The organism is Methylobacterium sp. 190mf, from assembly GCF_900107945.1.
Taxonomy (GTDB): domain Bacteria; phylum Pseudomonadota; class Alphaproteobacteria; order Rhizobiales; family Beijerinckiaceae; genus Methylobacterium.
In genome coordinates, this window is sequence record NZ_FNVI01000010.1 from 65,874 (window position 1) to 85,090 (window position 19,217).

Sequence of the window (19,217 nt, forward strand, 5' to 3'; positions counted from 1 at the left end):
TTCCCCCGCCGCGCGATGGCGCGCTGCCGGGCGCGGCACGGCCGTTGAGAGTTCCCGAAGCTTGCCTTTCCCGACCCTGCCCGCCCCCCTCGCGCGGGCCCTGAGCGACCGCGGCTACGCCGACCCGACGCCGGTCCAGGCCGCCGTGCTGGAAGCCGCCGCCGGCTCCCGCGACCTCCTCGTCTCGGCCCAGACCGGGTCCGGCAAGACCGTGGCCTACGGCCTCGCCATGGCCAGCATGCTGATCGGGGAGGCCGAGCATCTGCCGCCCCCGGCGGCGCCCCTCGCCCTCGTGATCGCCCCGACCCGGGAACTTGCCCTGCAGGTCCAGCGGGAGCTGTCCTGGCTTTACGGCCCGGCCGGTGGCCGGGTTGCGGCCTGCGTCGGCGGCATGGATCCGCGCCGGGAGAGCCGGATGCTCGCGGACGGCACCCACATCGTGGTCGGGACGCCGGGCCGCCTGCGCGACCACCTCGAGCGCCGCAACCTCGACCCGACGGCGCTGCGCGCCGTGGTCCTCGACGAGGCGGACGAGATGCTCGATCTCGGCTTCCGCGAGGACATCGAGTTCATCCTCTCGGCGACGCCCGCGGAGCGGGCCACCTACCTGTTCTCCGCGACCCTGCCGAAGGCGATCGAGACGCTGGCCGAGCGCTACCAGCGCGGGGCCCTCCGGCTCGCGATCAAGGGCGAGACCAAGGGCCACGCCGACATCGCCTACCGCGCGGTGCGGATCATGCCGCGGGAGACCGAGCACGTGGTGCTCAACCTTCTGCGCGAGGCGGACGCCAAGACCGCGATCGTCTTCTGCAACACCCGCAACGCCGTCCGGCACCTCCAGGCCAGCCTGACCGAGCGGGGCTTCTCGGTGGTGGCGCTCTCGGGCGAGCTGGGGCAGGGCGAGCGCAACGCCGCGCTCCAGGCCCTGCGCGATGGCCGCGCCCGCGTCTGCGTCGCCACCGACGTGGCCGCCCGCGGCATCGACCTGCCGTCGCTCAGCCTCGTCATCCACGCGGATCTCCCGCACGACGCCGAGGTGCTCCAGCACCGCAGCGGCCGCACCGGCCGCGCCGGCCGCAAGGGCACCTCGGTGCTGCTGATCCCCAATTCCCGGCGGCGCCGGGCCGAGCAGATGTTCGCCATCGCCAAGGTGAGCCCCGAATGGTCGGGACCGCCCTCGGCCGACGAGATCCGCCGGCTCGACGGCGAGCGCATGCTCTCCGACCCGCTCTTCGCCGAGCCGCCGGCCGAGGAGGACGTCGCGCTGGCCGAGACGCTGCTCGCCGGCAAGAGCCCCGAGGAGCTCGCCGCGCTCCTGGCCCGCGTGTACCGCACCCGCCTGCCGGCCCCCGAGGAGGTCAGCGATCCGGGCGAGGGCCGCGCGCCCCGCGGCGAGCGTCCGCCCTACGACCCGATGGACCCGGAGCGGATCGCCGCCATGGGCCCGGCGGTCTGGTTCCGGCTGAACCTCGGCCGCCGCGACAACGCCGACCCGCGCCGGCTGCTGCCGATGCTGACCCGTCGGGGCGGGATCGGGCGCCAGGAGATCGGCGCCATCCGGATCTTCGACCGCGAGACCAAGTTCGAGGTGCGTGGCAACGCGGCGGCGCGCTTCGCCGAATCCTTCGCCCGCAACGGCTCGCCGGAGATCCAGGTCGAAGCGCTCGCGGGCGATGGGGCGCCGGCCGAGCGCCGGGGCCCGCCCGCCGGGCCGAAGGGATTCGCGAGCCCGCGGGCCGGCAAGCACCAGCGCAAGGCCGAGCGCACCGGGCCGAAGGGCGACAAGGCCGGGCGCCAGACGGGCCGGGCCTGAGCGCCGGCCCCGGCAGACGTCCGGCCCCGTGAGCGGGGCCGCCGCGGCGGATCAGAAGACGTTCTTGACGGCGTCACCGAGGGCGTCGACGCTCTCCTTCAGCTTCCGCCCGGCCGGCGCCAGGGACGGGAGCTTGATGCCGAGCACCTCGGTATCCTCAGCCTCGGCGGGCTCCGCCTGGGCAACGGTCGCGGTGGCGGCGCCCTTCGCCTTATCGGCGGTCCGCGTCGGCGCGGGCGTTTGGCGGGTCGCCGCCTTGGGCACGGGCTTCTCGGGGCGCTCGATCTTCTCGGCGCGCTCCGTCCTCTCCGATTTCCCGGAGCGCTCCGTCTTCTCGGCCCGCTCCTTCTTCTCGGGACGCTCGGCCTTCTCCGCGCGCTCGGTGCTCTCCGCCACCGGCTTCGGCGCGGCCGGCTCGACGAGCTCGCGGGCCCGGACCGTCTCGGAGGCGCGGGGCGTCTGAAGCGCGGCCGTGCGGCCCGGCGCCAGCGGCGCGACTTCCCGCGCGGCCGCGACCGGCGTGACGGGCGTCGGAACCGGGATGCGCTGCGTCGGCGCGACGGGGGCGGCGGCGACCTTCGCGGGCCGCGGGGCCGCCGGCCGCGGGGCGTCGGGCGCGGGCGGCGTCGGCGCGGGCGTGATCGCCGCGAACGCCTCCGGCAGCGACACCATCCTGAGCGCCGGTGTCTCCGGCTTGGCGGGCTGCGCCGGGGCGGCCGCCGCCTGGACGGAGCCCTTGATGGCGGGCAGCCCGTCCTTCAGCTCCGGCCAGTCCGCGGCCTGCCGGGACGCGATGATCTTCACGGGGGTCGGCGCCGCCAGGCCGGCCATCACCGTCGAGGCGGCGACGCCGAAGCCGACCAGCGCGCTCGCGCCGGCCACGCTGAACAGCACGACCTTGAGGTTCAGCGACGGCCCGGGCTTGGCCGACGGCGTCCGGTCAGGCCGGGTCTCGGACGGGTCGAGGTTGAGATCGATCATAGGCCGGGGTCTCTGACACGATACACGCCGCGCGCGACCGGGCTCCCCTTCACCGGCCGCCACACTCCGAGGATTCGAAGCTGGTTCGACTCTGGTGGCGATAGAGGAGCTGCAATACGGCGCAATGATGTCGGTCCGAATTGCCTGCCCAGCCAGTCCTGGCGCGGCTATCCACAAGATTACGCCACGCCGCTTAAGAATCGGTGTTCGCCCCGTCCGCGGCACTGGGGGCGGGGCGGCCTGAGCACGTCCGGGTCGCCACTCCGCCGGCCGCCCGCGGCGGGCGCCATGGACTTCGCCGGCGCGGTCGCTATGCGTCAGCGCGTGGATACCCGCCCGAACCTGTCCCCGCGTACCGAGACGGCCGAAGCGCCGGACGCTCCCCGGCTCCGCCGCTGGCCCTGGTCGGCGTGGTCCACCCGCGCGCGGCTCGTCGCGGTGGTCCTGCTGATCGACGCCTTCGCGGCCGTGATCTCCTGCGCGGTCATCGTCCTGAACGCCCGGTCGGCCGTGCGCGTCGAGACCCGCGCGTCGCTCGCGACCGTCGAGTCGCTAGTGGCCGACACGATCCGCCTGTCCGACACGGCCGCGCCCGACACGCTGCTCCAGACCCTCGACCTGCGCTTCAAGGTCCTCCGGCACGTCCGGGTCGCTGTGCTCGACGCGGACGGCGACGAGGTCGGCCGGCCGCTGCCGCCGCCGCGCGCCGACCGGGAGGCGCCGCGCTGGTTCGCCGACCTGATCATGCCGCCGATCGAGCGCCACGCCCTTCCGATCGTCGTCAACGGGCGGCGGCTCGGCACGGCGCAGATCACCACGCAGCCGATGGACGAGATCGACGAGATCTGGGGCTACGCCCGGGCGCTCTCGCTGACCACCCTGGCGATCAACGCCGCGATGCTGATCGCGCTCTACATCGCGCTGGGCCGGATCCTCGCGCCGCTGCGGCGGCTCGGCGCCGGCCTGACCCAGCTGGAGCACCACGACTACACCGCCCGCCTGGAGCCGCCCGGCGCCCGGGAGCTGGCCGTGATCGCCGAGCGGTTCAACAAGGTCGCCGAGGCCCTGGGCGAGGTCCGGGCCGCCAACGGCCGCCTCAACCGCCAGCTCCTGACCGCGCAGGACGACGAGCGCCGCCGGACGGCCCTGGAGCTGCACGACGAGTTTGGTCCGTGCCTGTTCGCCCTTGAGGCCAACGCCGCCTCGATCGGCCGCATCGCCTCCGGCACGGCCGAGCCGAGCCGCGAGAAGCTCGCCGCCCGGGCGGCCGAGATCAGCGCGATCGTCGGGCAGGTCCAGACCGTCAACCGGGAACTCCTGAACCGCCTGCGGCCGCACGGCCTCGGGCAGGCGCCCCTGGCGACCTGCCTCGACCTACTCCTGCGCGGCTTCGAGCAGCGCCATCCCGGCATCACCTTCGCGGGCCGCTTCGAGGGGCTGGCCCGGGGCTACGGCGACCTCGTCGACCTCACGGTGTTCCGCTGCGTTCAGGAGAGCGCCACCAACGCCGTGCGGCACGGCGCCGCGACCCGGGTGGAGGCCGAGGCAGCCGAGACCGGCGGCCGGATCGACCTCACCATCCGCGACAACGGCACCGGAATCCCGCCGGAACACGGTACCGGGCTCGGTCTGTCGGGGATGCGCGAGCGCGTGGAGGCCCTCGACGGCACCTTCGCCCTTGACAATGCCGGCCCCGGGGCGATCGTCCGGATCACGATCCCCGTTCCGCCCGACCGGGGCGACGAGAACAACACCGCGCCGAGCGCATGAACGCCATCGCATCCCAGATCGACGCCGCCGCCACGCGCCTGCCGGTTCTCGTCATCGATGATCACCCCATCGTCCTGCAGGGCTGTCGACGCGTGCTGGAGGATTCCGGCGTCGAGACCATCGCGGAGGCGACGACAGTCGTCGGCGGCTACCGGATCTTCCACCGGCTCCGCCCGCCGGTCGTGATCTGCGACCTGACCTTCCAGGGCAGCGGCATGGCCGGGCTCGGCCTGATCCGGCGGATCCGGGCGGTCGCGCCCGAGACGCGCATCCTGGTCTTCAGCATGCACAACGACCCGGTGATCGTCGCCCGCGCCCTCGAGGCGGGGGCCCTGGGCTACGTCCTCAAGGACCACGCCTCGGCCGAGCTGTTCGAGGCCTTCGCCAAGGTCCGCGTCGGCGAGGTCTACCTCGACCGGCGCCTCGCCACCGAGGTGGCGATGCTGCGCGCCGACGCCCGCCGCGCGCCGGAATCGCAGCTGACCCCCCGCGAGCAGCAGATCCTGGCGCGCCTCGCGCAGGGCCGCTCCTACGGAGCCATCGCGGCCGACCTGTCGGTGAGCTACAAGACCGTGACGAACGCCTGCTCGCAGATGCGCCAGAAGCTCGGCGTGCGCACCCTCGCCGAGCTGATCCACGTCGCCGTCACCCACGCGCAGCGGCAGGGCTAAGCCGTGGCATCCCCCGGACCTGACGACGCCTTCTCCTGGGAGGCCTGGGCGCGCAACGCCGCCGCCTACGAGACCATCCGGTCGATGCCGTTCAACGCCGAGCTCGCCGCCGGCACGCTGCCGCAGGACCGGTTCCGGCACTACATCGTGCAGGACGCGCACTACCTGATCGGCTTCGGCCGGGCGCTGAGCCTCGCCGCCGCGAAGGCGCCGGATCCGGACACGATCGTGCAGTTCTCCCGCGCCGCGCAGGAGGCGATCGTGGTCGAGCGCGCCCTCCACGGCGGCTTCTTCCGCGACTACGGCATCGGGCCGGACACCTTCGCGGCCACGCCCCTGACTCCGGCCTGCGACCACTACGTCAGCTACCTCACGGCCACCGCCTACGCCGAGCCCTACGCGGTCCTCTGCGCGGCCCTGCTGCCCTGCTTCTGGATCTACAAGGCGGTCGGCGACGACATCTTCGCCCGCGCGCAGCCCGACAACCCGTATCGCGCCTGGATCGACACCTACGCGGGCGACGATTTCGCCGCAGCGGTCGCGGCCATGATCGCCGCCACCGACTGCGCGGCGCGGGACGCGTCGGAGGCCGAGCGCGCGCGGATGCACCGGGCGTTCACGCAGGCCACCCGGCTCGAGTGGCAGTTCTGGGACAGCGCCTACCGCGACGCGGCCTGGGCCCTGTGACCCGCCCGGCGCGCCCGTGACCGCGCCGGACGCCAGCCGCCGCGATCTCGTCGCCGCCGCGCTCGCTGCAGCCCTCGCCGCGCCGCTCCGTCCGGCCCTGGCCGCCGGCGCCGGCGATCCGGCGCCGATCCCGCCGGATCGGCCCGTCCGGATCGCCATGCTGGTCTATCCGGGCCTCACCGCGCTCGATCTCGTGGGGCCGCAGACCTTCCTCGCCGGCCTCGCCCCCGGCAGCCTCCACCTCGTCGGCGCGGAGCCCGGGCCGGTGACGAGCGACACCGGCCTCGTCCTGGTGGCGACCCACGGCTTCGCGACCTGCCCGGCGGACCTCGACGTCCTGTTCGTCCCCGGAGGCGACGGCACCCCCGCACAGATGGGCGACGCTGCGCTCCTCGCCTTCCTGCGCGACCGCGCCGCGCGGGCCGGCTGGATCGCCAGCGTCTGCACCGGGTCGCTGATCCTCGGGGCGGCGGGCCTGCTGCGCGGCTACCGCGCGACGTCCCACTGGAGCGTGCGCGACGCGGTGCTGCCGCTCCTGGGCGCCCGTCCGGTGGCCGAGCGCGTCGTCTTCGACCGCGACCGCGTCACCGCGGCCGGGGTCTCGGCGGGGCTCGATCTCGGGCTGGCGCTCGCCGCGCGCCTGCGCGGGGATACCTACGCCCGCACCGCGCAGCTCGTCGCCGAGTACGCCCCGGCGCCGCCCTTCCGCGCCGGCACGCCCGCCGAGGCCGGGCCGGCGACCGTCCGGGCGGCCGAGGCGATCCTCGCGCCGCTGGTGACGGGGGCGGAGGCCGCAGCGCGCCGGTGAGCGCCGCGCCGGCGATGCAACCGGGACACGGTCCGGCGCGACGTGCGGCGGCGTGCTTGACGGCGCGCCGCCGGGGCCCGAACTGTTGCGGTGCACGATCCCCCGGAGCCGCCATGTCCCTGATCGCACGCCTGCGCGCCTACGCGGCCGAGGCTCTCGGCGTCGGCACGCAAGAGACCGTGGACGAGACGCATCTCGCGGCCACCGCGCTCCTCGTCCACGTCGCCCGCGTCGACGGCATCCTGGCGCCGGCCGAGAGCGAGCGCCTCTCGCGCCTCGTGCAGGGCCACTACGCCGACGGTCCGGATGCGGCGCGGGCGCTGATCGAGCGCGCCGCCGCCATGGATTCGGAGGTGCGCGACGTGGCGAGCCTCGTGGAGATGATCCCGCACGAGGCCGACCGGTCCGAGCGCGAAGAGCTGCTGACCATGGCGTGGTCGGTGGCGGCGGCGGACGGCAACGTCGACGAGTTCGAGGAGGCGCTGGTCGAGCGCCTCGGCCGCCTGCTCGGCTTCGACGAGGCCGCCATCGCGGCGGCCCGCCGCAGCGGACAGCAGGGCGTCGCGGCCGCGTAGTCCCGGCCGCCCGCGATGATCGCCAGCCTGGCCCTGATCCTGCTCGCGCAGCTGCTGGGCGAAGCCCTCGCGCGCGGCGCGGGCGTCCCGATCCCGGGGCCGGTGATCGGCATGGGCCTGATGTTCGCGTTCCTGCTGCTGCGCGACAATGCCCGCCTCGGCCTACCGCGCGTGCTGCCGAAGCCGCTGACCGACGGGACGCTCGAGACGACCGCGCGCGGGCTGCTGATGAACCTGTCGCTCCTGTTCGTCCCCGCGGGCGTCGGCGTCGTCGGCCGCCTCGACCTGCTGCGGGCGCAAGGCGCCAAACTGGCCCTCGTGCTGGTCGTCTCGACCGCCCTGTCGCTGCTGGTCACCGTCCTGGTGTTCCGCGCCGTCGCCGCGCTGGTCGAGCGGCGCGGGACCGACGGGGAGCCCTGACGGGTGGCCGGCGACTTCTCGCTCTGGGTCTACCTCGCCAAGACGCCGCTCCTGTGGCTGACGGTGACGCTGACCGCCTACGTCCTGGCGGACCGGATCGCCGCCGTGACCGGCCGGCACCCGATCGCCAACCCCGTCCTCATCACCGTCGTCCTGGTGGGGGCGGTCCTGGCCGTCACTGGCACGCCCTACGGGGCCTATTTCGAGGGCGCGCAGTTCGTCCACTTCCTGCTCGGGCCCGCCACCGTGGTGCTGGCGATGCCGCTCTACGAGCGGCGGGCGACCGTCCTGCGCGCCCTCGCGCCGATGCTGGCGGCCCTCGCCGCCGGCTCGGCCACCACCCTCGCCGTGGTGATCGGCCTCGCGCGCCTCCTCGACATCCCGCAGCCGATCCTCGTCTCGCTGGCCCCGAAATCCGTGACCTCGGGCGTCGCGATGGGCATCGCGGAGGCGCTCGGCGGCGACCCGACGCTCACGGCGATCCTGGTGATCCTCACCGGCATCATCGGGGCGATCCTCGTGACGCCGATGATGAACCTCCTGCGGATCCGCGACATGCGCGCCCGCGGCTTCGCGGCCGAGCTCGCGGCCCACGGCATCGGGACGGCCCGCGCCTTCCAGGTCAGCGAGGTCGCCGGCACCTTCGCGGGCATCGCCATGGGGCTCAACGCCTTCCTGACGGCGATCCTCGCGCCCCTGGCGCTGCACCTGCTGTTCTGAGCACCTGCTGTTCTGAGGCCTCAGGCGTCCAGCCGGTCGGCCACGGCCTCGGCGAGCGACAGGCTGGAGGTCAGGCCGGGGCTCTCGATCCCGAACAGGTGGACGATCCCCGGCAGGCCGTGCTCGGCCGGCCCGTCGATCCGGAAGTCGGCCGCCGCCTCGCCGGGCCCGGTCAGCTTCGGCCGCAGGCCCGCGTAGTCCGGGTACAGCGCCCCGTCGGGCAGGCCGGGCCAGTAGCGCCGGATCGCGCCGTAGAAGGCCTCGGCGCGCGCGGGATCGACCCGGTAGTCGAACCCGTCGACCCACTCCACGTCGGGCCCGAAGCGGGTGCGGCCGGCGAGGTCGAGGGTGAGATGGATTCCGAGGCCGCCGTCGATCCGCGGCGCCGGGTAGATCAGCCGCGAGAAGGCCGGCTTGCCGGTGCAGCCGAAGTAGTTGCCGCGGGCGAGGCGCAGCGTCGGGACGCGCTCGGCCGGGTAGCCCTCCGTGCCGGCGGCCAGGGCCGGGGCACCGAAGCTCGCGGCGTTGACCACCGCGTCGAAGGCCATCGTGCCGGGCTCGGCGCCGCCGAACGCGGCCCGCCACAGCCCGTCCCGCCGTGCCAAGCCCTCGACCGGGGTGCGCAGGGCGAGCGCGCCGCCGTGATCCTCGATCGCCCCGAGCAGGGCGAGCATCAGCGCGTGGCTGTCGACGACGCCGGTGCGTGGCGAGTGCAGCGCCACCGTGCAGGCGAGATTCGGCTCCAGCTGCCGGGCGGCGCGTCCGTCGAGGAGTTCGAGGCCCGGGACGCCGTTGGCCTCGCCCTGGCGTCGGATCGCCGCGATCTTCTCGGCCTCCGCGTCGTCGGACGCGACGATCAGCTTGCCGCACGCGCGATGCGGGACGCCATGACTCGCGCAAAAGTTGTATAATTGGCGGGCGCCCTCGACGCAGTGGTGCGCGCGCTCGGATCCGCCCGGGTAGTACATGCCGGCGTGGATCACTTCCGAGCTGCGGGACGAGACCCCCGTTCCGAAGGCGTCCTCGGCTTCCGCCACGATGACGGCATGCCCGCGCAGCGCGAGTGCCCGCCCGATGGCGAGTCCGACGACGCCGGCTCCGACGACCAGGGCCTCCATGTCTTCGCGTTCTCCAACGCGCCCGGTTGGGCAGGTGAGTCCTCAATACCGCACTTGAGCCGGAACAACGACGCGCCCGTTGATTCGTCGTTGACCCTAAATCTCAATCCTAAGTAGAAATATCGGCGCGATAAATGCGCGGCTCGGTTGTAGCGGCGGCGGACTGGCCCATAATGAGGCCATCCGCCGCCTCCGGCCGAGGCCGAGAACGTCTCAGGGACATGCACCGGCCGTCGGCGGCGAAGAGCCCGACGGAAACCGACGAGAGCCACATCCGAAACACGTAGAATCGAGGTGACGACCATGCAGATGACATCGCCGAGCGTCGAACTCGCCGCAAAGATCCTGAGCGCCTACGTCACGCGCAACAGTGTCCCGGCGGGAACGCTGCCGGACCTGCTCTCCGAGGTACACCGCTCGATCACCGCCCTGGACCAGCCCGCGGAGCCGCAGGTCCGGCGGCCGACCGAGGCGCAGATCCGGGCCTCGATCCGGCCGGACACGCTCATCAGCTTCGAGGACGGCAAGCCCTACAAGGCCCTGCGGCGTCACCTGACGATGCGCGGCCTCACGCCCGAGGCCTACAAGGCCAAGTGGGGCCTGCCCGTCGATTACCCGCTGGTCTCGGCGGTCTACAGCGCCCGCCGCTCGACGATCTCCCGCCAGATCGGCGAAGGCCAGCGCCTGCGGATGCAGCAGGCCGCGGAGTAAATGGGCGTCGGTCGCCGGCGCGCGAGCCCGGCGACCGGTTCTCACGGCCAGCCCGGGTTCTGCGCCTCGGCGGCGGCGGTCGCCACTTCCTGGATCAGCAGGGCCACGAGCCCGGACCATCCGGTCTGGTGCGACGCGCCGACCCCGCGGCCGCTGTCCCCGTGGTAGTACTCGTAGAACAGGACGTGGTCGCGGAAATGCGGATCCTCCTGCTCGATCCGGCTGTCGCCGTAGACCGGCCTGCGCCCGTCCGGGCGGCGGGTCGAGAGGCTGATCAGCCGCCGTGACAGGTGGGCGGCGATCTCCCGGAGCGCGTAGGTCCGGCCCGACCCGGTCGGCGCTTCGACTCTGAAATCCGGGCCGTAATAGTCGTGGAAGCGGTTCAGCCCGGCGATGAGCAAGTAGTTGACCGGCATCCACACCGGTCCCCGCCAGTTCGAGTTGCCGCCGAACAGCCGCGAGCGCGACTCGGCCGGCTCGTAGGCGAGCCCCAGGTCCCGCCCGTCCCAGGCGAAGCAGAACGGCTCGTCCGCGTAGACGCGGGACACGGCGCGCAGCCCGTAATCCGAGAGGAACTCGTTCGGGTCGAGGGCGCGGTGGAGCAGCGCCTTCAGCCGGTGCCCGCGCAGCAGCGACAGCAGCGCCGTCTGGCCCTCGCCGGGCTCGTTCCAGCGCGAGACCAGGGTCGCGAGGTCCGGGCGGTTCTTGAGGAAGAACACCATTCGGCTGCGCAGGGACGGCAGCCGCGCGAGGTCGCACTCGTTGATCACCGCCACCGCGAAGATCGGGATCAGGCCGACCATGGTCCGGGCGCGGATCGGGAGGCGCTGCCCGTCGCGCGTCTCGATGACGTCGTAGAAGAAGCCGTCCGGCTCGTCCCACACGCCCGCTCCCGTGGCTCCGGCGATGAGGAGGAAGTGCTCGAAGAACTTCTCCGCCATGTCCTCGAAGGTCGGGTCGTCGAGCGCCAGCTCGATGGCGATCCGCATCAGGTTCAGCGCGTAGGTCGCCATCCAGGCCGTCGCGTCGGACTGGGTCAGCGTGGCGCCGTCGCCTACCGGCTTCGACCGGTCGAAGATCCCGATATTGTCGAGGCCGAGGAAGCCGCCCTGGAACAGGTTGCGGTCGTCGGAATCCTTCCGGTTCACCCACCACGTGAAGTTAAGGGTGAGCTTGTTGAAGATCCGCTTGAGGAAGGCGTGGTCCGGCTGGCCGGTGAGCGCCCGGTCCAGCTCGAACACCCGCCAGGCGGCCAGCGCGTGGACCGGCGGGTTGGCGTCCCCGAAGCCCCACTCGTAGGCCGGCAGCGCGGCGTTCGGGTGGGTGTAGGCCTCGTCGACCAGCAGCAGGAGCTGGTTCTTGGCGAAGTCCGGGTCGATGAGCCCGAACACGATCGCCTGCAGGGCGAGGTCCCAGGACGCGAACCAGGGATACTCCCAGGCATCCGGCATCGAGATGATGTCGTTGGCGCGCAGGTGCGACCAGTCGCTGTTGCGGCCGTGCCGCCGCTCCGGCGCAGGCGCGGGCTGCGCCGGGTCGCCGGCGAGCCACTCGCGCACGTCGTAATGGTAGAGCTGCTTCGACCAGAGCATGCCGGCGAGCGCCTGCCGCTGCACGAGCCGCATCTCGGGATCGGCGATCGGCGCCTGGAGCGCCCCGTAGAAGTCGTCGGCCTCTCCCTCGCGGGCGGCGAAGACGGCGTCGAAATCCGTGAAGGGCGCGCCCGGCGCGGTCTCGGCGCGCAGGCGCAAACGCACGGTCCGCGTCTCGCCGGGGCCGAGATGCAGGTCGTAGCGGGCGGCGCACTTGGTGCCGGACAGGGCGTTGACGGCGGCCCGGTCGCCGCCCACGACGCACCGGTCGATCCCGTCCTTGTAGAAGCCCTCGGCGGGGCCGCTGCCGAACAGCCGGTGCGTGTTGGTCTCGTTCTCGGTGAACAGCAGGTCGCCCGTGCCCTCTGCGAAGAAGCGGAAGGGCGGCATCTCGGGGTGACGCGCCCAGACCGAGCCCTCCGACCCGGCCATGAGTTCCGGCTTCGGCGTGCCCTGCTTCCACGACCACGTGTTGCGGGCCCAGAGCTGCGGCAGCAGCGTCAGGTCCGCGGCGTCCGGGCCGCGATTGGTGGCGGTGACCCGCATCAGGATATCGTCGGGCGCGGCCTTGGCGTAGGCGATCTCGACGTCGAAGTAGCGGCCCGCGTCGAACAGGCCCGTGTCGAGGAGCTCGAATTCCGGGTCGTCGAGGCCGCGCCGCGCGTTCTCCTCGACCAGACGCCCGTACGGGAAGGCGGCCTGCGGGTACTTGTACAGCATCCGCATGAAGGCGTGGGTCGGGACCCCGTCGAGGTAGTAGTAGAGTTCCTTGACGTCCTCGCCGTGGTTGCCTTCCTGGTTGGTCAGGCCGAACAGCCGCTCCTTCAGGATCGGGTCGCGCCCGTTCCACAGCGCCAGGGACAGGCACCAGTTCAGGTGGCGGTCGCCGAAGCCGCCGATCCCGTCCTCGCCCCATCGGTAGGCGCGGGACCGGGCGTGGTCGTGGGGCAGGTAGTCCCAGGCGTCGCCCTTCGGGCTGTAATCCTCCCGCACCGTGCCCCATTGCCGGTCGCTGAGGTAGGGTCCCCAGCGACGCCACGCCGGATCGGAGCGGGCCTCGACGAGACGGCGGCCCTCGGCGGTCTCGAAGAGGTGCGGCGGCACGCCGTCGGGCTTGGTCATACGCGCGCTGCTCCTGCCCCGCGGATCCGTACCGGATAAAGCCGCGACGCCGGCAGGGAAAGTCAACGCCCCACCGCGACCGGATCTCCGCGGGGGATCACACGACGCGCGATCACACGATGCGGATCGACAGGTCCGGCAGGCCCTCGATCGAGCCGGCGAGCACGTCCCCGCGGACGACCGGCCCGACATTCTCGGGCGTTCCCGAGAAGACGATGTCGCCCGCCTTCAGCTCGAAGGCCCGCGACAGCTCGGCGATCTGCTCGGCGACCGACCAGATCATGTCCGACAGGTCGGCGTCCTGCCGCACGGTGCCGTTCACGGCGAGCCGGATGCGGCCGCGCGTCGGATGCCCGACGCGGGCGACGGGCAGGATCGGCGTGATCGGCGCGGACTGGTCGAAGCTCTTGCCGATCTCCCAGGGCTTCTTCTGGTTGCCCATGCCGCGCTGGAGGTCCCGGCGGGTCATGTCGAGGCCGGTGGCGTAGCCGTAGACGTGGTCGAGCGCCTGCGCGGCCGGGATGTCGCGCCCGCCCGACTTCAGCACGGCGACGAGCTCGATCTCGTGGTGGTAGTTCTGGGTCAGCGACGGGTAGGGATGGTCGGCGACGCCGCCCGCGACGACCTGCACGGCATCCGCCGGCTTCTGGAAGAAGAAGGGCGGCTCGCGCGACGGGTCGGAGCCCATCTCGCGGGCGTGGGCCGCGTAGTTCCGGCCGATGCAGTAGATCCGGCGGACCGGGAAGACCTGCGCCTCGCCCAGGATCGGGATGGTGGCCTGCGGCAGCGGGAACAGCGGGGCCGGCTGCGCCTCGGCGGCCGCGGCGGGGCCGAGGCCCGCGGCGGCGCCGGCGGCGACCGCCCCGAGCGCGCGGCGTCGACTGATCGTCACCATGGCCGTGTCCCTTCACCGCGATCCGCGCGGCGCAGGCGGGCGATACGACCGGGCGGGGCCGGCCGCCAGCGGATCCGCGGCCGGGATGGAGAGGCTCAGGCGGTCCGTGTCACCCGGATACCCTCCGGCGCCGCCGCGACGCGCAGCCCGGTGTAGTCGGCGATCGTCGGATGATTGGTCCTCACCGGCTCGTGATGGGTCGCGGTGACGACCACGACGGCCGCATCCGCGGCCTCGGCCGCCCGGATGCCGGCCGGGGCGTCCTCGAACACGAGGCAGTCCGGCGCCGCGACGCCGAGGCGCTCGGCCGCCAGCAGGAAGCAGTCCGGCGCCGGCTTGCCCCGCTCCACGTCCTCGGCGGCCACCAGCAGGTCGGGGACCGGCATGCCGGCCGCCGCGAGGCGGCGCTCCGCCAGCCGCCGGGGCGCCGAGGTGACGATCGCCCAGCGGTGGCGCGGCAGCGCCTCCAGGAAGGCCCGCACCCCCGGGATCGCCACGATGTCGTCGACGTCCGCCATCTCGGCCTCGGTGATCGCGGCGGCCTCGGCCACGGGATCGACGCCCGGCAGGTTCAGCCGCCGGATGGTCTCGACCGATTGCACGCCGTGGATCGTCGGCAGGAAGGAGGCCGCGTCGAGGCCGTGCGCCTCGGCCCAGCGCGACCAGATCCGCTCCGCGGAGGCGATCGAGCTGATGATCGTCCCGTCCATGTCGAACAGGAGCGCCGCCAGGGGGCGCGACGGGAGGGCTGACTCGGGCATGGGCGAGGGCTAGGCCGGCGCCGCCGTCCCGGCAACCGGCCTGCGCGCATGGCCGCGTCTCGCGGGCGGCCGGGCCTCCGGGACGCTTTCGCCCGCGGTCGCGGCAGCCCCGCCCGCTTCACGGGCCGGTGCCTTTGGTGTAGCGCGGGGGCAATCCCGGGCCGTCGGCGGCCCTGCAGAAGCGAATATCGACCGACCATGCCGAGCCGCATCGACGCCACCTTCGCCCGCGCCCGCGCGGAGAACCGGTCCGTCCTCGTCACCTACGTGATGTCCGGCGATCCCGATCCCGCGACCTCGCTCGAGGTCCTGAAGGCGCTGCCGGGCGCCGGCGCCGACATCCTGGAATTCGGCCTGCCGTTCACCGACCCGATGGCGGACGGCCCGGCGATCCAGGCGGCCGGCCTGCGGGCGCTCAAGGCGGGCCAGACGGTGTCGGGCACCCTCGACCTCGTGCGCCGCTTCCGCGCCGGCAACGACACCACGCCCGTCGTGCTGATGGGGTACTACAACCCGATCCACACCTACGGCGTCGACCGCTTCCTCGACGACGCGCTGGCGGCCGGCGTCGACGGGTTGATCGTCGTCGACCTCCCCCCCGAGGAGGATTCCGAGCTGTGCCTGCCGGCCCTCGGCAAGGGCCTCGCCTTCATCCGCCTCGCCACGCCCACCACCGACGAGCGGCGCCTGCCGGCCGTCCTCGCGAACACGGCGGGCTTCGTCTACTACGTGTCGATCACCGGCATCACCGGGACGGCGACCCCGGATTTCGGCAAGGTCTCCGAGGCGGTCGCCCGCATCCGCCGCCACACCGAGCTGCCCGTTGTGGTGGGGTTCGGCGTCAAGACCGGCGCCCATGCGGCGGCGATCGCCGAGGGTGCCGACGGCGTCGTGGTCGGCTCCGCGCTCGTGGACGCCCTGGTGCGCTCCCTCGACGGCGAGGGCCGGGCGCAGGGCGGAAGCGTCGAGGCCGTGACGGAGCTGGTGCGCGAACTCGCCGCGGGCGTGCGGTCGGCGGGCGTCGGGCGGGCCGCCTGACGGGCGGACCCGGCACCCCTGGCGGCGGAGCGCGCCGCACCTGATATCTGCGCGGGCTTGAAGCGGACGGACGCAAGTCGATGGTCGAACCGATGAACTGGATCTCGGAGGTGGTGCGCCCCCGGATCAAGACCTTGTTCAAGCGCGAGACGCCCGAGAACCTCTGGGTCAAGTGCCCGGACACGGGGCAGATGGTGTTCCACAAGGAGGTGGAGGCCAATCACTGGGTCATTCCCGGCTCCGAGCATCACCTGAAGATGGGGGCCCAGGCCCGCCTGAAGATGATGTTCGACGAGGGCACGTGGATCGACGTGGCCCTGCCCGAGGTCACGCCCGACCCGCTGAAGTTCCGCGACGAGAAGCGCTACGTCGACCGGCTCAAGGAGGCCCGGGCCAAGACCGGCCTGCAGGACGCGTTCAAGATCGGCTTCGGCCGGGTCGGCGGCCTGCCGATGACGCTGGCCGCGCAGGAGTTCGGCTTCATGGCCGGGTCGCTCGGCATGGCGGCGGGCGAGGCCTTCGTGCGCGGCGCCGAGACGGCGCTGGAGAAGCGCACGCCGTACGTGCTGTTCGCGGCCTCCGGCGGCGCGCGCATGCAGGAGGGGATCCTGTCGCTGATGCAGATGCCGCGGACCACCGTGGCGGTGCGCCGGCTCAACGCGGCCCGGCTCCCCTACATCGTGGTGCTGACGAACCCGACCACGGGCGGCGTCACCGCCTCCTACGCGATGCTGGGCGACGTCCACCTCGCCGAGCCCGGCGCGCTGATCTGCTTCGCGGGACCGCGGGTGATCGAGCAGACGATCCGCGAGAAGCTGCCCGACGGCTTCCAGCGGGCGGAGTACCTGCGCGAGCACGGCATGGTCGATCAGGTGGTCCACCGGCACCAGCTCAAGGAGACGATCACGCGTCTCTGCAGCCTCCTGACCAACGCGGCCCAGGCCGGCGCGCCGGCCGCGGCCTCCGAGGCGGCCTGAGCCCGGCGATGGCCTCGTCCGACGCCCTGATGGCGCGCTTCCTGGCGCTCCACCCCCGCACCATCGACCTGTCGCTCGGGCGCATCGAGCGGCTGCTCGCGCGGCTCAACCATCCCGAGCGCCGCCTGCCGCCCGTGATCCACGTGGCCGGCACCAACGGCAAGGGCTCGACTATCGCGTTCATGCGGTCGATCCTGGAGGCCGGGGGCCTGGCCGCCCACGTCTACACCTCCCCGCACCTCGTCCGCTTCCACGAGCGGATGCGCATCGGCGGGATCGGCGGCGGGCACTTCGTGGACGAGGACCGCTTGGCCGACGCGTTCGCGCGCTGCGAGAGCGCCAATGCCGGCGAGCCGATCACGATGTTCGAGATCACCACGGCCGCGGCATTCGTGCTCTTCGCGGAGAGCCCGGCCGACGTGCTGCTCCTGGAGGTCGGCCTCGGGGGCCGGCTCGACGCCACCAACGTCATCGACCGGCCGGCCTGCGCGGTGGTGACGCCGATCGGCCGCGACCATGCCGAGTATCTCGGCGACACGGTCGAGTCGGTCGCGACCGAGAAGGCCGGGATCTTCAAGCGCGGCTGCCCGGCGGTGATCGCCGCCCAGGACTACGCCGAGGCCGACGCCGTCCTCTGCCGGCGCGCGGAAGCCGTCGGGGCCGGGCCCGTGCTGGTGGGCAACCAGGACTTCTCCGTGCACGAGGAGCGCGGCCGGCTCGTCTACCAGGACGAGACCGACCTGTTCGACCTCCCGCGGCCGCGCCTCGCCGGGCGCCACCAGCTGGTCAACGCCGGAACCGCGATCACCGCGCTGCGCGCCGCGGGGTTCGGCGACATCGGGATCGCGGCCCTGGAGCGGGGCCTGACCGAGGTCGAGTGGCCGGGCCGGCTGCAGCGCCTCGGCCGCGGCCGGCTGGCTGCCCAGCTCGATCCCGGCACCGAGCTGTGGCTCGACGGCGGCCACAACATCGACGGCGGCCGGATCCTCGCGGCCGCCATGGCGGATCTCGGCGAGAAGAGCGACGTGCCGCTCGTCCTCGTGGTCGGCCTGCTCGGCACGAAGGACGCCGACGGGTTCCTGCGCAACTTCGTGGGCCTGGCCCGGGCCCTGGTGGCCGTCCCGATCACCGGGACCATGGCCGCGCGCCCGGCCGAGGAGGTCGCCCGGATCGGCGAGGATGTCGGCCTCAAGACCTACGCGGCGCCGAGCATCGAGGCGGCCCTCGCCCTCGTGCGGGACATCGCCTTCGAGCGCCCGCCGCGAATCCTGATCTGCGGGTCGCTCTACTTGGCCGGCATGGTTCTCGCCGCCAACGACACGCCGCCGGTCTGAGTCGTCTCCAGTCTGGGAGCGCCGCGCGCGGCCGCTGTATCAAGTGGCCGGGAACCGGAGACCTGCGAAATCCGGATTCTGCATTCGAAAATCCGTCGAATCGCCGCAATCGCCCGGACGGACACCCGTCCACGGCCACGCTTTCCTCCCGCTGTGGCAGCTAAGCTACATCCTCGCGGGGCCCGATCGCATAGTTTCAGCCTCGATCGGGCTTATGCTGGGGATCACAGTAATGAAGAAGCTTCTCACCTCTCTCGCGGCGTTCACCGCGCTCACGGCTGCCGCTTCGGCCGCCGACCTGCCGCGCCGCGCCGCGCCGCCGCCGGTGTTCACCCCCGTTCCGGTGTTCACCTGGACCGGCGCCTACTTCGGTATCAACGCCGGCTACGCGTTCGACGCCAGCAGCAACTCCACCCGCGGCTTCGTCCAGACGCCCGGCAACCCGGTCGCTCTGGTTCCGGGCGGTCTCGTCCCCTACCAGGCCCTGCTGCCGAACGGCTCGTCGCTGGTCTACAGCAACGACAGCCGCGAAGGTTTCTCGGGCGGTGGCCAGGTCGGCTACAACTGGCAGCTGACCCCGGGCTCCGGCGCCGTGATCGGTTTCGAGGCTGACGCCCAGTACCTCGACTTCGGCCGTCGCGCCCGCTTCGCCACCAACGCCGTGGCGATCAACCCGGGCTTCATCCCGGTCAATGGCACGCTCAACACCATCGACTTCTTCGGCACCGTCCGCGGTCGTCTGGGCTGGGCCTTCGACCGGACCCTCGTGTACGCCACCGGCGGTTTCGCCTACGCCACCGGCACGGATGACGGCGCTCGCGTCGGCCTGCAGAACTTCGCCGGCCGCCGGAACGACTTCAAGACCGGCTGGACGGTCGGCGGCGGTGTCGAGTACGCCCTGCCCACCGACTCGTTCCTGAACTTCTTCCGCTCCTCGGCCGTCACGCTGAAGGTCGAAGGTCTGTACGTGAACCTCGACAACAACAACGGCCGCGCCCAGGCGCCGCTGGTCGGCGCCGCGATCTCCCCGGTCGGCCTCGTGCCGGTGTACTCGCTCGCCGGCGCCAGCCGGAACGAGAACGCCTTCGCCGTCGTCCGCGCCGGCCTGAACTACAAGTTCGGCTCGTACTGAGACGGAATACGGGATCCCGGGCAACGCATCGGGATCCCGAAACAAAAAAACTTGGGCTCGAAACCGAGAAAGCCCGGCCTCGCGGCCGGGCT

18 protein-coding genes are annotated in these 19,217 nt (G+C 72.8%); 13 read left to right on the plus strand and 5 right to left on the minus strand.

The genetic code is table 11. The features are described from left to right. The first annotated feature begins 61 nt into the window (after positions 1 to 61). The gene (locus tag C4T42_RS13695; protein ID WP_020093026.1) at positions 62 to 1,813 is read left to right on the plus strand and encodes a DEAD/DEAH box helicase; all 1,752 of its coding nucleotides are present in this window, start codon (positions 62 to 64) and stop codon (positions 1,811 to 1,813) included. A 51-nt stretch (positions 1,814 to 1,864) separates the two neighbouring features. Here the strand turns inward: C4T42_RS13695 and C4T42_RS13700 are convergent, their stop codons facing one another. After that, entirely contained in the window at positions 1,865 to 2,794 is a 930-nt protein-coding gene (locus C4T42_RS13700; protein WP_020093027.1) for a hypothetical protein, read from the minus strand. Between the two features lie 288 nt (positions 2,795 to 3,082). Between C4T42_RS13700 and C4T42_RS13705 the strand changes: the two genes are divergently transcribed. The 7 genes from C4T42_RS13705 to C4T42_RS13735 all read left to right on the plus strand — a co-directional run bounded on the left by C4T42_RS13705 (position 3,083) and on the right by C4T42_RS13735 (position 8,445). Then, positions 3,083 to 4,564 carry an ATP-binding protein gene (locus C4T42_RS13705; protein WP_103985226.1) on the plus strand — a complete coding sequence of 494 codons (1,482 nt, stop codon included), beginning with the start codon at positions 3,083 to 3,085 and terminating at the stop codon, positions 4,562 to 4,564. After that, complete coding sequence (locus C4T42_RS13710) at positions 4,561 to 5,235, plus strand: response regulator transcription factor (protein ID WP_012320334.1); 675 nt, start codon at positions 4,561 to 4,563, stop codon at positions 5,233 to 5,235. Before C4T42_RS13705 ends, C4T42_RS13710 begins: the two co-directional genes overlap by 4 nt. Positions 5,236 to 5,238: 3 nt before the next feature. Then, positions 5,239 to 5,922 carry a thiaminase II gene (gene tenA, locus C4T42_RS13715; RefSeq protein ID WP_020093029.1) on the plus strand — a complete coding sequence of 228 codons (684 nt, stop codon included), beginning with the start codon at positions 5,239 to 5,241 and terminating at the stop codon, positions 5,920 to 5,922. Between the two features lie 16 nt (positions 5,923 to 5,938). Further along, the gene (locus tag C4T42_RS13720; protein ID WP_020093030.1) at positions 5,939 to 6,730 is read left to right on the plus strand and encodes a DJ-1/PfpI family protein; all 792 of its coding nucleotides are present in this window, start codon (positions 5,939 to 5,941) and stop codon (positions 6,728 to 6,730) included. Positions 6,731 to 6,843: 113 nt separating this feature from the next. After that, positions 6,844 to 7,305: a TerB family tellurite resistance protein gene (locus C4T42_RS13725; protein WP_020093031.1), complete on the plus strand. Its 462-nt coding sequence runs from the start codon at positions 6,844 to 6,846 to the stop codon at positions 7,303 to 7,305. Positions 7,306 to 7,320: 15 nt separating this feature from the next. Further along, positions 7,321 to 7,725, plus strand: a complete 405-nt coding sequence (locus C4T42_RS13730; RefSeq protein WP_020093032.1) for a CidA/LrgA family protein — start codon at positions 7,321 to 7,323, stop codon at positions 7,723 to 7,725. A 3-nt stretch (positions 7,726 to 7,728) separates the two neighbouring features. After that, positions 7,729 to 8,445, plus strand: a complete 717-nt coding sequence (locus tag C4T42_RS13735; protein ID WP_103985227.1) for an LrgB family protein — start codon at positions 7,729 to 7,731, stop codon at positions 8,443 to 8,445. A 20-nt stretch (positions 8,446 to 8,465) separates the two neighbouring features. On the opposite strand, the gene C4T42_RS13740 is transcribed toward C4T42_RS13735, so the two are convergent. Continuing rightward, positions 8,466 to 9,563 carry an NAD(P)/FAD-dependent oxidoreductase gene (locus C4T42_RS13740; protein WP_103985228.1) on the minus strand — a complete coding sequence of 366 codons (1,098 nt, stop codon included), beginning with the start codon at positions 9,561 to 9,563 and terminating at the stop codon, positions 8,466 to 8,468. Between the two features lie 303 nt (positions 9,564 to 9,866). Here C4T42_RS13740 and C4T42_RS13745 point away from each other — a divergent pair, with 303 nt between their 5' ends. After that, positions 9,867 to 10,274 (plus strand): MucR family transcriptional regulator, encoded by a 408-nt coding sequence (locus C4T42_RS13745; RefSeq protein WP_026604910.1) that lies wholly within the window; start codon positions 9,867 to 9,869, stop codon positions 10,272 to 10,274. Positions 10,275 to 10,315: 41 nt separating this feature from the next. Here the strand turns inward: C4T42_RS13745 and C4T42_RS13750 are convergent, their stop codons facing one another. The 3 genes from C4T42_RS13750 to C4T42_RS13760 form a co-directional block, all read right to left on the minus strand. Further along, positions 10,316 to 12,988, minus strand: coding sequence for a glucosidase (locus C4T42_RS13750; RefSeq protein ID WP_103985229.1), 2,673 nt, complete (start codon positions 12,986 to 12,988; stop codon positions 10,316 to 10,318). A 112-nt stretch (positions 12,989 to 13,100) separates the two neighbouring features. Continuing rightward, the gene (locus C4T42_RS13755; RefSeq protein ID WP_103985230.1) at positions 13,101 to 13,883 is read right to left on the minus strand and encodes a fumarylacetoacetate hydrolase family protein; all 783 of its coding nucleotides are present in this window, start codon (positions 13,881 to 13,883) and stop codon (positions 13,101 to 13,103) included. Between the two features lie 95 nt (positions 13,884 to 13,978). Beyond that, entirely contained in the window at positions 13,979 to 14,644 is a 666-nt protein-coding gene (locus tag C4T42_RS13760) for an HAD-IA family hydrolase (RefSeq protein WP_103985231.1), read from the minus strand. Between the two features lie 198 nt (positions 14,645 to 14,842). On the opposite strand from C4T42_RS13760, the gene trpA reads away from it, so the two are divergent. The 4 genes from trpA to C4T42_RS13780 all read left to right on the plus strand — a co-directional run bounded on the left by trpA (position 14,843) and on the right by C4T42_RS13780 (position 19,125). After that, entirely contained in the window at positions 14,843 to 15,682 is an 840-nt protein-coding gene (gene trpA, locus C4T42_RS13765) for a tryptophan synthase subunit alpha (RefSeq protein ID WP_103985232.1), read from the plus strand. An 80-nt stretch (positions 15,683 to 15,762) separates the two neighbouring features. Next, complete coding sequence (accD, locus tag C4T42_RS13770; RefSeq protein WP_091680513.1) at positions 15,763 to 16,659, plus strand: acetyl-CoA carboxylase, carboxyltransferase subunit beta; 897 nt, start codon at positions 15,763 to 15,765, stop codon at positions 16,657 to 16,659. Between the two features lie 8 nt (positions 16,660 to 16,667). Further along, positions 16,668 to 17,993, plus strand: a complete 1,326-nt coding sequence (locus tag C4T42_RS13775) for a folylpolyglutamate synthase/dihydrofolate synthase family protein (RefSeq protein WP_103985233.1) — start codon at positions 16,668 to 16,670, stop codon at positions 17,991 to 17,993. A 232-nt stretch (positions 17,994 to 18,225) separates the two neighbouring features. Continuing rightward, complete coding sequence (locus C4T42_RS13780; protein ID WP_091680517.1) at positions 18,226 to 19,125, plus strand: outer membrane beta-barrel protein; 900 nt, start codon at positions 18,226 to 18,228, stop codon at positions 19,123 to 19,125. The last annotated feature ends 92 nt before the right edge of the window (positions 19,126 to 19,217 follow it).